Source organism: Halohasta litorea, from assembly GCF_024494645.1.
GTDB lineage: Archaea > Halobacteriota > Halobacteria > Halobacteriales > Haloferacaceae > Halohasta > Halohasta litorea.
Genome location: NZ_JANHDJ010000014.1, coordinates 1 through 15,117 on the forward strand (window position 1 = coordinate 1; position 15,117 = coordinate 15,117).

11 protein-coding genes and 4 pseudogenes are annotated in these 15,117 nt (G+C 52.8%); 10 read left to right on the forward strand and 5 right to left on the reverse strand.

The annotated features are described in order from the left end of the window. Positions 1 to 535 precede the first annotated feature (535 nt). The 3 genes from NO877_RS18680 to NO877_RS18690 all read left to right on the forward strand — a co-directional run bounded on the left by NO877_RS18680 (position 536) and on the right by NO877_RS18690 (position 3,863). Positions 536 to 1,489, forward strand: a complete 954-nt coding sequence (locus NO877_RS18680; RefSeq protein WP_256397817.1) for a DUF7973 family transport facilitator — start codon at positions 536 to 538, stop codon at positions 1,487 to 1,489. Between the two features lie 320 nt (positions 1,490 to 1,809). Next, on the forward strand, positions 1,810 to 2,643 hold the full coding sequence (locus NO877_RS18685) for a phosphoenolpyruvate hydrolase family protein (RefSeq protein WP_256397818.1): 834 nt from the start codon (positions 1,810 to 1,812) through the stop codon (positions 2,641 to 2,643). After that, positions 2,643 to 3,863 carry a Tm-1-like ATP-binding domain-containing protein gene (locus NO877_RS18690; RefSeq protein ID WP_256397819.1) on the forward strand — a complete coding sequence of 407 codons (1,221 nt, stop codon included), beginning with the start codon at positions 2,643 to 2,645 and terminating at the stop codon, positions 3,861 to 3,863. Before NO877_RS18685 ends, NO877_RS18690 begins: the two co-directional genes overlap by 1 nt. Before the next feature lie 149 nt (positions 3,864 to 4,012). Here NO877_RS18690 and NO877_RS18695 read toward each other — a convergent pair. Both NO877_RS18695 and NO877_RS18700 read right to left on the reverse strand, forming a co-directional pair. After that, positions 4,013 to 4,579, reverse strand: a pseudogene (locus tag NO877_RS18695) (transposase); the annotation flags it as partial. Between the two features lie 220 nt (positions 4,580 to 4,799). Next, complete coding sequence (locus NO877_RS18700) at positions 4,800 to 5,822, reverse strand: two-component system sensor histidine kinase NtrB (protein WP_256397820.1); 1,023 nt, start codon at positions 5,820 to 5,822, stop codon at positions 4,800 to 4,802. A gap of 280 nt (positions 5,823 to 6,102) precedes the next feature. Between NO877_RS18700 and NO877_RS18705 the strand changes: the two genes are divergently transcribed. Beyond that, positions 6,103 to 6,648 (forward strand): hypothetical protein, encoded by a 546-nt coding sequence (locus NO877_RS18705; protein ID WP_256397821.1) that lies wholly within the window; start codon positions 6,103 to 6,105, stop codon positions 6,646 to 6,648. Between the two features lie 415 nt (positions 6,649 to 7,063). On the opposite strand, the pseudogene NO877_RS18710 reads toward NO877_RS18705, so the two are convergent. Next, positions 7,064 to 7,585 (reverse strand): annotated as a pseudogene (locus NO877_RS18710) (transposase domain-containing protein); the annotation flags it as partial. 228 nt (positions 7,586 to 7,813) lie between these two features. Between NO877_RS18710 and NO877_RS18715 the strand changes: the two are divergent. The 5 genes and pseudogenes from NO877_RS18715 to NO877_RS18735 all read left to right on the forward strand — a co-directional run bounded on the left by NO877_RS18715 (position 7,814) and on the right by NO877_RS18735 (position 11,972). Next, on the forward strand, positions 7,814 to 8,278 hold the full coding sequence (locus tag NO877_RS18715) for a PGF-pre-PGF domain-containing protein (protein ID WP_256397822.1): 465 nt from the start codon (positions 7,814 to 7,816) through the stop codon (positions 8,276 to 8,278). Positions 8,279 to 8,656: 378 nt separating this feature from the next. Then, complete coding sequence (locus tag NO877_RS18720; protein WP_256397823.1) at positions 8,657 to 9,274, forward strand: outer membrane protein assembly factor BamB family protein; 618 nt, start codon at positions 8,657 to 8,659, stop codon at positions 9,272 to 9,274. A gap of 11 nt (positions 9,275 to 9,285) precedes the next feature. Continuing rightward, on the forward strand, positions 9,286 to 9,504 hold the full coding sequence (locus tag NO877_RS18725; protein WP_256397844.1) for a PQQ-like beta-propeller repeat protein: 219 nt from the start codon (positions 9,286 to 9,288) through the stop codon (positions 9,502 to 9,504). Between the two features lie 126 nt (positions 9,505 to 9,630). Beyond that, a pseudogene (locus tag NO877_RS18730) lies at positions 9,631 to 11,304 on the forward strand (transposase). Between the two features lie 231 nt (positions 11,305 to 11,535). After that, positions 11,536 to 11,972: pseudogene (locus NO877_RS18735) on the forward strand (universal stress protein). 248 nt (positions 11,973 to 12,220) lie between these two features. On the opposite strand, the gene NO877_RS18740 reads toward NO877_RS18735, so the two are convergent. Next, positions 12,221 to 12,454: a hypothetical protein gene (locus NO877_RS18740; RefSeq protein WP_256397824.1), complete on the reverse strand. Its 234-nt coding sequence runs from the start codon at positions 12,452 to 12,454 to the stop codon at positions 12,221 to 12,223. Here NO877_RS18740 and NO877_RS18745 point away from each other — a divergent pair. Then, on the forward strand, positions 12,449 to 14,464 hold the full coding sequence (locus tag NO877_RS18745; RefSeq protein WP_256397825.1) for a copper-translocating P-type ATPase: 2,016 nt from the start codon (positions 12,449 to 12,451) through the stop codon (positions 14,462 to 14,464). The two genes, NO877_RS18740 and NO877_RS18745, sit on opposite strands and share 6 nt — an antisense overlap. 191 nt (positions 14,465 to 14,655) lie before the next feature. Here NO877_RS18745 and NO877_RS18750 read toward each other — a convergent pair whose 3' ends face one another. Further along, positions 14,656 to 15,012, reverse strand: a complete 357-nt coding sequence (locus tag NO877_RS18750) for an SHOCT domain-containing protein (RefSeq protein ID WP_256397826.1) — start codon at positions 15,010 to 15,012, stop codon at positions 14,656 to 14,658. Between the last annotated feature and the right edge of the window lie 105 nt (positions 15,013 to 15,117).

Sequence of the window (15,117 nt, forward strand, 5' to 3'; positions counted from 1 at the left end):
GCGTCTCGGTCTCCACGACATTGAAGAACGACTCTACCGAAGGATCATCTTGCAGGGTCGCTGAACTCATTCCACCTCAGCGTTCACCCTGCTCTTTGGTGTGTTACTCGTTCTATGACACCCTCGACGTATAGGAAATATTTATCATGGTCTTCTACAATACTCCAATTGCTTCAGAAACCGAATCGCAGGAGTGGTTTCTGATGGAGAAGAGTACATACCGTCACAAAGTGATGATATGGATGGATCCAGTACGTGATGCTGAAATACATCACCACAAAAAAGTAAGAACACAAAACATCGACTTCAATCAGATATAAAGACGGTCAAACATATCTGAGGGAAGTCTGGATAGTGTCATCCAGTCGGTAGCTGGATTGGAAACAATTGGGTTACCGAGGATTAGAGACATAAATGTACACAAATACACAAATCAAAAACATGATAGTAAGAAATCGTATGAAACACCAAACGAACTGTATCGTTACTCAAATGGAGCCATCAACTACTCGGCTACCGAGAACAGGAGAAACCGATGGTTACTGAAGCCCTGATGGATCCGTCATTCTGGTTTGCCGCCTTTGCTGGAGGTGCTTTCGGTGCAGCTATCGGTGGGCTTCCAGCGTTCATCTTTACGGGCTTCATTATCATCGCTGGTGAGGCTGCGGCCCTTGCTGGAGCTGACGGAAACATAACGAACCTCCTCGGCTTTGGACCGCTCTTTGGGCCACATGTCTCATTCGCCGGCGGTGCTGCTGCTGCCGCATATGCGGCTAAACAAGGCTATCTGGACGATGGGAAAGATATTCTCTCACCACTCGGCACACATCATACTGACGTACTGCTTGTTGGAGGAATCTTTGGTCTCTTTGGTTTTGCCGGGACTGAACTCCTCAATTCAGTACAGTTCGGGACGGATAACATTGCTTTGATGGTGTTCGTCTCTGCACTCGTTCACCGTGTCGTCTTTGGCTACAGTATCATCGGCGAGGTCTACGGGAACAACGTCTTCGATATGGGGCCGTTTGAACGGGGCGAGGAGGACGCTCCAGGAATCTGGCTGCCATGGCAGTACAAATGGGATGGTGTCGCTATGATTGGTGCCATTGGCGGATTGGTCGGTGGATTCACTTACGTTGCGACCGGGAGTGTTGCACTAGTCTTCGGTATCAGTGCAGCGAGTCTCATCATACTCAACGTTGGCATCGATAATTTCCCAGTCACCCATCACGCTACCCTGCCTGGTGCAGTCGGTGCAGTAAGTGCTGATGCCTCGGGATACAGTGTAACAATCGTCATGCTTGTTGCGCTCATGTTTGGTGTCTTCGGGACCGTAATCGGAGAGGTCGCTGAGCGGATCTTCTACGCTCACGGAAAGACACACGTTGATCCACCAGCAGCTGCAATTGTTGCGTCGGGTCTCCTTGCAACCGTGCTGGTTGCTACCGGTGTCTTTTCATCGACCTTTTGGCCTACCTTTGGCCTCTAACAACCCACACTAACGTTACCACACTCCTTTCCCGTTCTCTATGTGAGTACGGGCAACCGGCAGCATGATCACCTGTCGGTTTTGGCTGTCCTGATTCCTGTTTTCCATCAAAAATGGCTATCGAGAATGAAATAGCAGATATATCTGATCAATTTGAAATCGTTACCTGTTGTAATATTACTAACAGTAGTATGTGGTCTGTCTCATAGTTTGCTATTCACTGTTTTACACCCCTAATTGGATCCTACCTTATTACATAAATCCTCACTAACTATTGCAATGATCGTTACCTTCATATTCCAATACCATTACCGATAACTGTGCAGTTTACACGAGAAGAGTCTACTAGCAGGCTCAAAGAACTGGCTGCAGCAGGAGAACCGATCATCGGCGCGGGAGCAGGTACAGGAATGTCGGCGAAGTTCGCCGAGCGCGGCGGCGTCGATCTTCTGATCATCTACAACTCCGGGCGGTATCGGATGAACGGTCGTGGCTCGCTGGCAGGCATACTGCCGTATGGTGACGCCAACGAGATCGTCGTCGACATGGGCAGGCAGGTGCTGCCGGTCGTCGAGGACACGCCCGTGCTGGCAGGGGTCAACGGCACCGATCCCTTTCGGCAGATGGACGTGTTTATCGAGGACCTGCGCCGTCAAGGGTTCTCGGGCGTTCAGAACTTCCCAACTGTCGGCCTGATCGACGAGGACAGCAGCTACCGCCAGAACCTCGAAGAGACCGGAATGGGCTACGACAAGGAAGTCGAGATGATCCGCGAGGCCGCTGATCAGGGCATGCTCACCTGTCCCTACGTCTTCACCGAGGAGCAGGCCCGCGCAATGACCGAGGCCGGAGCCGACGTGATCGTCTCCCACATGGGGCTGACCACCTCCGGCGACATCGGCGCGGAGACGGCCCTCGACCTCGAGACGGCTGCCGAGCGTGTCCAGGCCCACCACGATGCCGCCAAGGACGTCAACGAGGACGTCATGGTCATCTGCCACGGCGGCCCGATCGCGTGGCCCGATGACGCCGAGTACGTGCTCAACAACACCGAGGGCGTCGTCGGCTTCTTCGGGGCTTCAAGTATCGAACGCCTCCCGACCGAGGAGGCGATCCAGGAGCAGGCCCGCGAGTTCAAGGAGATCGAGTTCTGATGACCGTTGTCATCATCGGCACGTTGGATACGAAACATGATGAGATTGGATTTGCACGAGACGTAATTCAGTCTCAGGGTATTGACACACATGTCATCGACACGGGTGTTCTCGGTGAACCAGGATTCGAACCAGAGACCTCGGCCGATGAGGTCGCTGAGGCCGCCGGGACATCGCTCGAACACCTCCGAGAGGAGGCTGATCGTGGCGAGGCGATGGAAGCAATGGGTAAGGGGGCCGCCGAAATCACCGAACGTATGTATGAGAAAGGAAGTCTCAAGGGTGTGTTAGGACTTGGCGGTTCGGGGAACACCTCGATCGCGACGACTGCAATGGGAAGGCTTCCAGTCGGCGTCCCAAAACTGATGGTGTCGACGGTAGCCTCTGGCGACGTCCAACCCTACGTCGGAATCAAGGATGTAATGATGATGTACTCGGTCGCCGACATCGAGGGGCTTAACCAGCTCTCTCGACAGGTGATCTCTAATGCTTCCCTCGCTATGGTCGGCATGGTCGAAAACGAGCCGAACGTCGAGGTCGAGGAGAAGCCGACCATCGGGATCACGATGTTCGGCGTGACGACACCGTGTGCCAAAACTGCACGGGCGTATCTTGAAGACCGTGGCTACGAAACCATCGTCTTTCATGCGACCGGGACCGGCGGCCGGGCGATGGAGAACCTCATCCGCGAGGGGGTCATCGACGGTGTCCTGGATCTAACGCTGACTGAGTGGGCTGACGAGCTCGTTGGTGGTGATCTCAATGCTGGGCCGGATCGACTCGATGCAGCTGCTGAGGAAGGCATCCCTCAGGTTGTTTCGACGGGCGCACTCGATATGGTTAACTTCGGGCCGCATGACTCGGTCCCTGAAGAGTTTGAGGGGCGGACATTCCATATCCACAACCCACAGGTAACGCTCATGCGGACGACTCCGGAAGAAAATACTAAACTCGGCGAAATTATCGGCGAGAAGCTCAACACCGCAAATGGACCGACCGCACTTGCCCTTCCGCTCGAGGGGGTCTCGATGCTCGATGTAGAAGGCGAGGACTTCTACGATCCTGATGCCGACGAGGCACTGTTCGACGCGCTTCGGGAAACCATCGACGACGGAGTCGAATTGATTGAGATGGAGACCGATATCAATGATGATGACTTCGCCAAGAGAATCGCTGAAACACTCGATAAGTACATGTGCACAGATGAACCCCAGTTATGAATCTATGAGGTTCCAAAAGGGTAGTATTCGAATTAACTGATCCCATGCAAAGCTGAACTGTTACATCTATTTTTAGCTATTTTCGGTTACTGTTTCTGAAACAGTTCAGTAAGTGTATTATGTCTGGTTATTCCTGTGAATTACACTACTCACTCACCGCTGATGCGGTTCCTTGAAGTAGAGCTTCCTGGTTCGATGACATTCTTTGTAGGAAACGTGGTGGTTCCCGTAGAGAGCGCAGTCTCCACGGCGTTTGTTTGGAGCATCCCACTCCTACATCTTCGATGTCGCGAGAAAGAATGTTTCACACTGCGTTCGTGTCCCAGTCCGCATCAAACCCTCTGGTAGGATAGGAATGTTCACGAACCTACAACGATTTCTCCGTCAAGACACCACTGGACACCCATTCTTTAGTCGTCCCCTCCCGCTTACATTTGGATTCGAGTAACGAGAGAAACATCCGCCACGCAGCAGTGCGCGGTGTTGCGACTGTTCGACGCCAATTTGATTATTCTTTTCACGTTCATGTCTTCAACCGCTACGAGATCGTACCCTCTCGCATAGTAGTTCGGAAGTATATGCAAGAAGTCGCGGCGTTTCCGTCGGGGATCGGCGTGATACTCCGCGACCCGACGCCGTTGTTCCTCGTTGTTGTTCGATCTGTATTGCTTCCACGAGAGTTTCTGTTGCTCCCGTTCCAAGAGTTCGCGTTCGTCGAGTTTGCACGGACTAATGACGTGAGTTAGAGGGTGATTTTCCTTCACCTACTCGGCTTGGCAGTGTTCAGATAAGGATTGAAGGATGAGGCGTTACGTTTTCAAAGTAATCTATGCCCGAAAACGAACGCCTCAGAAATAGTCTCGACCGCATCCAGTTTGATTTTGTGGAATGAGAAGAATCAGCTTATCTGAACATTACCGGTGCATCCAACCGAAATTAGAACAATATTTCAAATCGTGCTCCGCCTTCGTTACTTTCTGTTACTGATATATCCCATCCGTGCCCTTCGACGATTTGATTCACAATTGAAAGCCCATAACCAGTCCCTTTCTGATTTGTCGAATAACCATGTTCGAATATTTTAGAAAGACCTGAATCCGAAATTCCAGAACCATCATCTGAGATATATATTCCATCCTTATTGGATATTTTTCCAATACGAACTGTAACATCTTTTCCAGCATGTTCAATTGCGTTGCGGATAAGGTTCTCTAGAATTTGACAAAATCTACTTTCATCCGCCTCAATATCTCCTAAATCCCCTTCAATCTGTAGCGTAGCTTGATGTGTCTCGACTCGATTCCATGATTCTCGGACACTATTGTTGATATTGACCAATTCAGTTTCTCCAATAAACTGACCTTCCTTTGAAAGTATGAGAATGTCATCGATGAGTTCGTCGATTCGGGATAGAGAATTTGAAACTTTCTCTAGTTCTGGCATATTTTGTTCTTGTTGAGCTATTTTAGTATATCCTTGTGCGACCGAAAGTGGATTACGGATATCATGTGCAAGAATGTCTGCGAATTCGTTTAGACGATCTCTTTGTTTTTGGAGCTGTTTTTCTCGTTCTCGCCTCTCCGAGATGTCTCGAATAATTCCTGTGAAATACTGTTTATCGTCATGTTTGTGTTCACGGAGGCTAATGAGTGTCGGTACTTCGTGCCCGTCTTTATGGAGGGCAGGTAATTCCATCCCATTCCAGTTGATGTTCCGATTTCCTGTTTCTACATATGACTTAAGTGCTGCAGCATGTACTGGTTCGAGACGCTCTGGAATTATCTTCATTTTAGAGCTCCCGATAAGCTCGTCTGGTGTATATCCTAGAATATCTTCGATAGCTGGGTTAGCGTAGACGATGTCACTATTTTCATCGATTGTAAGCATACCTTCCGCTGCATTTTCAACGAGCGTCTGAAAAAAGTCATTGGAAGAAACGGGAAGTTGGTGTGGAGGCATTATCTCACCATTCTACTATGCAACATACATAGTACATCCTCCCCATACATTAAAATAATTGTGTTATATCATTCACAGTAATATTCGATCTGGCTGTCGATCTCTTAGTTCGGAAGCACTGTAGGACGCTATCTTGTTCACCACTCGAAAGTGCCTGCAATATTATGCCGGCTTGCCCACTTTTTTGTGGATGCTTTGGTTTTCCTGCTATGAAGAGGGAAACTATATGTCACTTACCAATACACATCGACCGGCGAACATGCGTGAGCGATACCGCTTGATGGCTGATTCTGTCTCTCGACTGTTTGTAATCGGTGCTGTCGTAGTCCCCCTAGTATTTCCTATCTTGGGCTATCTTTCGAATGATCTCCGGGTCATGTTTACCGTCCACCTCATCCTTGGTGCGTTCTGGTTCGGGACTGCCGTGCTGGGAGCTGTCGTGCTCGGCCCAGTCATGGGGAACCTCTCCGATGAAGCCAACGCCGAGTTCGCCGAAGGGTTCGTTCCGCGGATGAACCTGTTGATGGAACCGGTCTCGGTTGGTGCAATTGGCTCTGGCATCGGCCTTGCCGATATGATGGGGTTGTGGGCAGCCCCGACATCGTCATTGTGGGCTTCGCTTGTCCTCGCCGTCGCTCTACTCGTGCTTGGGTTTGGCCCACTCCACAAATTCACAGCCGGGATGTTCGACGAAATTGCTGCCGACGAGACTGACCACGAGCGCCTCGCCTCCCTGAATAAGAAATATGGTATGCTGAGTCTAGTTGAACTCGTCCTCATGATCGCTATCGTTGCAACGATGTCTGGCATCCGGTGGGGCTTCTAATACTAAACCGGACGTCTCGATCCGGGAAGGTACCTATACCGATCCGAGCGTTCGTCGAGGTGCCGCTGCCGTCGGTCAAGAAATCGGTGGCCGGTGTGTGTTCCGTCAGTGTGCGACCGGCGGCAGTGATGTCAAGAAAATCCGGGCGGCCGGGATTCCGGCCATCGAGTCTGCAGTCGGCAGCGAGACGGCCCATTAGGTAGACAAGTACGTCTCGGTCGACGCCCTTGAAGCAACGGTCGAGTGGTAAGACGATATGCATCAGCTGGCTGCCCTCGGTAAGAACTATCAACAATGGCCGTCGATGTAAGCAGAAATAAATTTAAAACATATGTGAAATTATAGAAAACTGGTGGTACGGTCTAGTTAGTCTCACCTCAGTTGGCATTCGATCAACTAGCGATTGATGCGGTCGCTAGCGGTTATAATATTGTGTAAATTTCAAATACAATCGGCGAGCGATTGCCTGACTGTCCACTCACGAATTATGGCAGCAGTCGATCCTCATTTTGGGTGTGTAAAAACATTTTTGATAAGGTTTCGGTCGGTATACTCACGCCGACTACTGAGCCATAATCAATCGAAAGAGAGTCTGAAAGTCAGAGGTATCAACGAGAAACACGGCTCCGGAGAGATCGTGTTTCTCGGAGAATCTATGTAGAAACGCAGCAGATAGATCAGTGCCGTGAGTTCCAAACAAATCAACACTCAGAGTCAATTTGGCACCAAGGTATATTGTACTATACAGCCAAGACCGCTCGCCATTAATTTTGATAGTGGTTTCGTCTACAGCGACCCGCTTCGGCTGCGCCTCAGGCAGGTTGAGAACAGTATCTGTTACTTGTCACATCTACTGGAAGATTGTCTAGTGAGACCGTTATACACCGAGTAATCGTAGATATGTTCGTGTATATCTGAACGAACAGCCGGTAACATGGCGACCGAACGCCGCTCAATCAGCATCACCGGTCTTTCGTCCGGTCGGGACACCGACAAGAGTTCGTCTACGTCCTCAGCACCCAGCGATGATCCGGCAGTTCGCCTCACTGCCGGAGACAGTGGGACAGCCGGTACGTGAACCGTCGACATCTCGGACCCCTCGACCGACGAGCCAGTCGAGATCTCACTTGCCGACGATACGACCGATAGCGACGGCGAGCAGTCGATGGGAACGATCATCGTCGACCACACCGTTGCCGACGAGAACATCCAGGACGTAACGTTCAGCGTGAACCTCCGAAAGTCGCGGCTCGATGACTCGGGACTCGACCCTGAATCGGTTGCGCTCTACCGTGGTGAGACGACTCAGTGGAACCGGCTGCCAACGACTGTCGTCAAGGAGACCGACTCGCAGTACACGTTTGAGGCGATCTCTCCGAGACTGTCGACGTTTATCATTGGCGCGGTCTCGGTCGCAGACCAGCAGCCAGCGTCGTCAACTGATTCAAACACAACTGACACGCCTGACGAACCAGCCACGACAGCTGATAACTCACCCGGCTTCGATGCCGGGCTTACAGTAATCACTATGCTAGTTGGGACCCTCACTGCCCGACAGGTTAGTTACTGGTGGAGGAGAACCCTGACTCGCCTTAAGAACGGTGACCTGTTGTTGCAACCTAGGCAATAGTCTGAGGTGGGGGTTAACTTGGGTTGTGGAAGCAGTCTGAGCCAGCAAGGATTCAAATCAAAACACCTCCCTCGGCTTTTGAAAGAGACACAGCAGGAGTTGAGGCCGGTTGTCTCAATGCATATAGCTCGTCATCGAGTTGGTTTGTGAAGTCTCAGTTGCCACAACATAGTAAGGATTGCTGAAGCAGACCGCCTTACACACGTATCGAAAAACCCCTATGACAGCCTCTCTGATTGTTACGAGATGTCTTCCCTCTCTCGCCGCCAATATCTTGCGGTATCAGCCGCGACAGCCCTTTCGATAACTGCCGGTTTCCAGACGTCCTCCTGTACACTGACAAGCCCTGGCGTTGCCCGTTGGTCATAGGCACGCGGCATGCCGCAAAATACCAACGCTGTCCCCGATCAACCGACACTCACAGCAGGTGGTAACTATTGGACGACAGCGTTTGAAGATGGTATCGAGATTACTGGTCTTGCTGCCACAGCTTCGACAGCCGTCGTCGTTGGCCATACCTCTGGTGACCACAATGGTAACTTGACTACACTCAATATCGACGATGGTAGCTCCGACACGACGCACGAACTTGATCGGACGCCGACAGGGCCACCAGCCCTCGCCGATTCAATCGCTGCCACGCCCGTACTCGGCGACGATCATCAGCGTGCACGTATCCCTGCATCGCCAGCTGTTGACAACAACTACGTGTACATCGCCGCAGATGGCTCTGCTGCCCAAGGAATTTACGCGCTGGATCGTGAGACTGGCGAGTCACAGTGGGAAATTCCAGGCCCAAATATTCCCGAACCAATGGTTCGCGTTGAAGATGTTGTCCTTGCGAGCTACGATCGCTATGAACTCGTGGCGTTCGATGCTGCAAGTGGAGAAAGACAGTGGGGGAAGGTGATGTACGATAGCGACTTATTCGCGCCGGCAGTCGGACGTAGCCGCATCTTCAGTGGGACAAGGCAACAGTATATGCGCTTGCCATAGAAAATGGTGATATCCACTGGGAGCAGGATCTCGATATTACAGGGTCACCGTTAGTCGTTGGTCAGTCGGTTGTCGTGCCGACGCGCGACGGCCTCGTGAGTCTGCACGTTGAGGATGGCAGCGAACAGTGGACCACGTCTGAGACACCCGATGGAGGATGTATCCCGGTTGGACGTGGGCTGCTGTACGCGTCAGAGAACACAGTATATCTGCAAACAAACTGTGAGTAACCTCTTGTCGGTGCACGTCAGAGAAGTCATTGTTGACACCTATTCATTCAAGAGGATTTCCCATATTACTCATATTCACGGATTAGTTAGACGGATTCTTGAGCGTGTCGTCACCACTATCATAGAGTGGTCCTGTCACGTGACTCGTGCCAAGCCGTCTTTCGACAGATTGCCCAGCAGCCGTACGTTGACTGGCCCGCGTATGAGTCCTCATCACTGTTCGATCGCTCCTCACTTCCCGCACTGGAATCAGACATCCGCGTCGTCGCAGAAGCGTGGTTCAATCACAACGAATACGAGGCAATTGAACCGTTCATCCATTCACTGCCGCTTGCATACGTCCAGTTTGAAGCCTACGATTGCTATGGAGGTTCGACGAGCTATGAGATGCAGTCGCTGTTTCGCCTGTTCCTGCTGAAATAATGCCACGGCTGGGTCCACGAGACCCTCGTCGAGTACCTCTCGCAACACCCAGATCTCTGCAATCAACTCGGTTTGGGGACAGTACCGGACCAATCAACACTGTGGCGCAGCTGGCACCACCGCTTCACTACTGACCTCCGCGACACAGTCGATACAGCCGCTCGAACACTGCTTATCAAAGCGCAGAACGCCGGGGTTGCAGTTCCACGAGTACCAGAACAGAATATCCGCAGGCGCAGTGACGAGAGTGAGGCATCAAACTCTGATGACCAGACTGTGTTAGAGGAAGTAGGGACAGTCACTGAGCAGGTGAGCCGTGTTGCTTTCCCAGCGTCTCACTTGGACCGTGGCGAGGGCTGTGAGATCCACGAAAACGCCTACTGGGATCTCCAGACGCATCTCGGGCTTCGCGAGAACCTGGCTGCCAACGAGGGCGCTCGCAGCTTCATCCACGAATCCAATCCGGAGCGGACACCACTCGGTTATGCTCATCGTGAGCATGTACGCGACCTCTCAATACCGGAGATTCGCGAGATGTATCGACAGGCGGTCAGTCGCCTCCTAGACCGGGTAGCAGAAACGGAAGAGTTCTTCCGAGCTGGGATTGTCGCGATCGATATTACCGAGTCCGATCCGTTCACCGGAGATCGGACCGGGAACGAAGACGAAATCATCGGGACGAAGGAGGAAACCCATGAGTACGCCTACCAGTAAGCGACAGTACAGCTGATTGGGAATGTTGTCCCGATTGTCTTGGATGCGCGGCCGGTACGGAAAGGGGATACACGTAAGGATATCGTCGAAGATCTCTTGGACTCGGCTGAGGCAGCTGTTCACGTCGATAACGTGCTAATGGATCGGGAGTTCGACAGCCAGCACATCCTGGAGATGCTGAGCCAGCGTGGGCTTTCCTATGTGGTTCCGAAGCGAATGCAGACCAGCGAGAAAGCACAGGCGAAACGTCTCCTCAAATGGGGAAAGGACCGCTACGAGACTGATCGAAAGTTGCATCTCGGCGAAAACGAATGGCACTCAACGACGCTGGTCTATCGGCGCAAGGAGAACGCTGAGTACGACAACCACCGGCAGTACTCAGTGTTCATGACGAATCGGGGGAGTGGCCACCTCTCCGAGTACGGGTATCGGTGGGAGATTGAGAGCGGCTACAAGTCGATCAAACGCTTCCTGGCCGCCACGACATCGAAAGACTTCGGTCTCCGATTCTTCTACTTCGCGTTCGCCTGTCTGTTGTACTCGATCTGGCGAGCGGTCGATCTGCTGGTCCAAGTCGAGTTGATGGGTGAGTACGAACACGCGCCGATTGTGACGGCTGATAACACGTTGACGCTACTGAAGAAGGAGACCGGAATCGGGTAGATAGCCGCTCAGTCTAGACTAGTGCCGATTTTCTGAGTGGCAACGCTGACGGTAATCTCAGAAAGCCCCCGATATAGTTGATAATACGCCAGGAAGGGGCGATTGAGAGTCGATCTGAAGCAGTTTCTGGTCGCGGATTCGGTCGAAATCACGCATCATAGCCCTGTTAACTCTCCTGTAGTCTCAACCTCCAACCTAGTATTATTGTACCCGTCTTTGAAATTATAGTGAATGTACGACCGAATTCTGCTTTCGACAGATGGCACACTCGCGTCTGATTGATCTGAAGCGCACGCATTCGACTTGGCGGCTATGCACGACGCTGTCCTCCATGTGCTCTACGTCGTCGACGAGGATGTCGTGACGGCCTACAGCGGTGACGAGTACGTCGACGAAGCCGAAGGCCCCGAACACGGTCTCGAAGAACACGGCGAAGAAACGCTTTCCGAGCTCCGGAGTCAAGCGTCGACATCGAGACAGCAATGCAACATGGTCAACCCGCCGAGACCATCGTTGCGTACGCCGATACCCACGACATGGATTTGCTCGTACTCGGTACCAAACGCCGACCGGACGAATATCGCGCTCTACTCGGCAGTGTTACTGACCGCGTCCTCCGATTGACTATCAGGCCAGCGACCGTCGTGAAAACCGAAGTCAGCGAGTAGCAACCAACCAATCGCTAGCGGCCATCGTCAGGTGTGAGACGAGCACAACGAACACTGCTCGGTCCTGTTGAATCCGACGAACGAGTATGGGCCTCCCAAGATAATGAGTAATGGCGAACTGTCGGTTTTGTATTCCGACATAGCCTATAAAGATAGTCCGCTCAACGGGATCCAAACTGCCCACACACCCAACACCCTCCAGGTCGAACTACTGCCTAAGAGGCCAATCAATGGATGACCACGATCACTCAAAAGACACTGAGAAGTCGTCGGTTCAACCACCCGATGACGGTACCCAACACGACCATAATCCAGAACGTAATGCTGGCTCCGATGAGAGGGACTCTCGGACTGAGCAGGCTCTGCTTGAGGGAGAAGCCGAAGATACAGACAAGGCCGAACAGGAACTGAATGAACACTCCGAGCACCAGATGGATCACGGAAATGGAGGAGACGGCCACGGAGATCACGGCGGTATGCATGAAGGACACGAACAGATGTTCCGCCGCCGATTCTTCGTTTCGATGGTTCTCTCAATTCCTGTCCTCCTCTACAGCGAGACACTTCAGGAGTGGCTCGGGTTCTCTGTCCCAGCGTTCCCTGGCAGCGAGTGGATCAACCCTGTCTTTGCAGTGATCGTCTTCGGATATGGTGGGATTCCGTTCCTCCAGATGGCAGTGCCGGAGCTAAAAGACCGGTCGCCGGGGATGATGACCCTCATCTCGATGGCGATCAGCGTCGCGTTTGTCTACAGCCTCGCCACAGTCATCTTCCCTGCACAATCGGCGTTCTTCTGGGAACTCGTCACGCTGATCGACATCATGTTGCTGGGCCACTGGATCGAGATGCGGTCGGTGCGGCGGGCTTCAAGCGCACTCGATGAACTGGCAAAACTGATGCCCGACACTGCCGAACGCATCACCGAGGAGGGTGATACTGAAGAAGTCCCTGTCAGTGAACTCTCCGAAGGGGACCTTGTTCTTGTTCGACCGGGCGCAAGCGTTCCTGCTGACGGTGTCGTTGAGAAGGGCGATTCGGACGTCAATGAGTCGATGATTACCGGCGAGTCGAAACCGGTCTCGAAAGAGCCGGAAGATAAGGTTATTGGCGGGACAATCAACGGTGACGGAAGCCTTCGGATTCGGATTGGTGCAACTGGTGAAGAGACGACACTTGCTGGGATAATGCGCCTGGTCGACGAAGCCCAGCAGAGCAAGTCTCAGACGCAGGTGCTGGCTGACCGCGCAGCTGGCTGGCTGTTCTACGTTGCTGTCGCAGCTGCTGGTCTGACTGCGATTGCGTGGACGGTTGCGGTGTCGTTCAATGCCACAGTCATCGAGCGCGTCGTCACAGTTCTCGTCATTGCCTGCCCGCATGCACTCGGGCTCGCGATTCCACTGGTCGTCGCGATCAACACGTCACTCGCGGCTCGCAACGGGATGCTCATCCATGACCGGATCGCCATGGAAGAGGCACGGAACTTGGATGCGATCATCTTCGACAAGACAGGGACGCTCACCGAAGGCGAGCACGGCGTCGTCGACATGGCGACCGTCGACGGCGTCACCGAAGACAACGCACTCGCGTTGGCAGCGGCCGTTGAGAGCGATTCAGAGCACATGATTGCACGGGCCATCCGCGAGGCTGCAGAAGAGCGAGACCTTACTGCTCCTGATGCAGCGGACTTTGAGGCGATCAAAGGCAGGGGCGTCCGCGCGAACGTCAACGGGAACGAGGTGTACGTCGGCGGGCCGAACCTGCTGACCCAACTCGACAGTGAGGTCCCCGCCCATCTCCAGCGATTTGCTGACGAAGCCGGCCAGAACGCCCATACAGTAGTGTATCTTGTTCGAGAAAGAGAGCTGATTGCCGCCTTCGCGATGGCTGACGTAATTCGCGAAGAGAGTTACCGCGTCGTCGACGCCCTGCACGACCTTGGCATTGAGGTGGCGATGTTGACTGGCGACTCCCAAGATGTTGCCAACGCCGTTGCCGATGAACTGGGCATCGATACAGTGTTCGCGGAAGTCCTCCCCGAAGATAAAGACGAGAAGGTACAGGAACTCCAAAATCAGAACAAGCTCGTGGGGATGGTTGGCGATGGGGTAAACGACGCACCAGCGCTGACGCGAGCCGACGTCGGAATCGCTATCGGAAGCGGAACCGACGTTGCAGTCCAGTCAGCCGATGTCATTCTCGTGCAGAACAACCCGATGGATGTGGTTCGGCTCGTCAAGCTCAGCAAGGCGAGCTACCGGAAAATGAAAGAGAACATTGTTTGGGCGGCCGGATACAACGTCTTTGCGATCCCACTTGCAGCGGGCGTATTGGCTCCGATAGGAATTCTGCTGTCGCCTGCTGTTGGCGCACTACTGATGTCGCTGAGTACGGTCATCGTCGCCATCAACGCCCAACTGCTCCGGCGAGTGGATCTATCGATTCCCGAGCTTCCAGGAGTAGCATCACCCACTGACGCTCAAGTTGCAGACTGATGCGGTCGTATTGAATCAACTACAATTCCACCAAACGACTATTTCAATCAGATAGTATTTCGACATAGGAGCTCACGTTTTTTCGCGAAGTCCTGATTCAAAATCGTCTGTATCATCACGCGATATCGGCGTCTTCGATACCAACAGGACTGTTCACCTCAGTGGCTACTGTCGTTAGTATGGTCAGAGTACTACGGTTCGTTTTCGAGTCGTTCTCGCCGGCGTTCGTATTCGTCGTCGCTCAGATCGCCGCGAGCGTAGGCGGCGCGTAACTCCCCGAGAGCCGGATCCGATTCACCTTCTTCGGAGCTACGGAGCACCCTATAGAGGAGATAACCGAGTCCAACAACGATTATCAGTGGAACGAGCCACATAAGACTCCACATCCAAGTCGCTCCTGTGCCGTCGACCATGCCGCCATTCCACATATATCCGCCACCCCACATTCCCATTGCAGGCATCATGACTAGCATCATGATGAGAGGAAGGACGACAACTGCGATGACAACAATGAGCAGGAGTTTGAGAAGCGTATCAGTTGAAGTCATGAGGTTCCATTTTCTGCTGTGAGAGTATAGTTCTGCTTGCCAATTGGAAGGTGGAATCAGCGGACGTGTGTATGGTGATCTTGGGTAACTGTTCAGTGAGAAGTG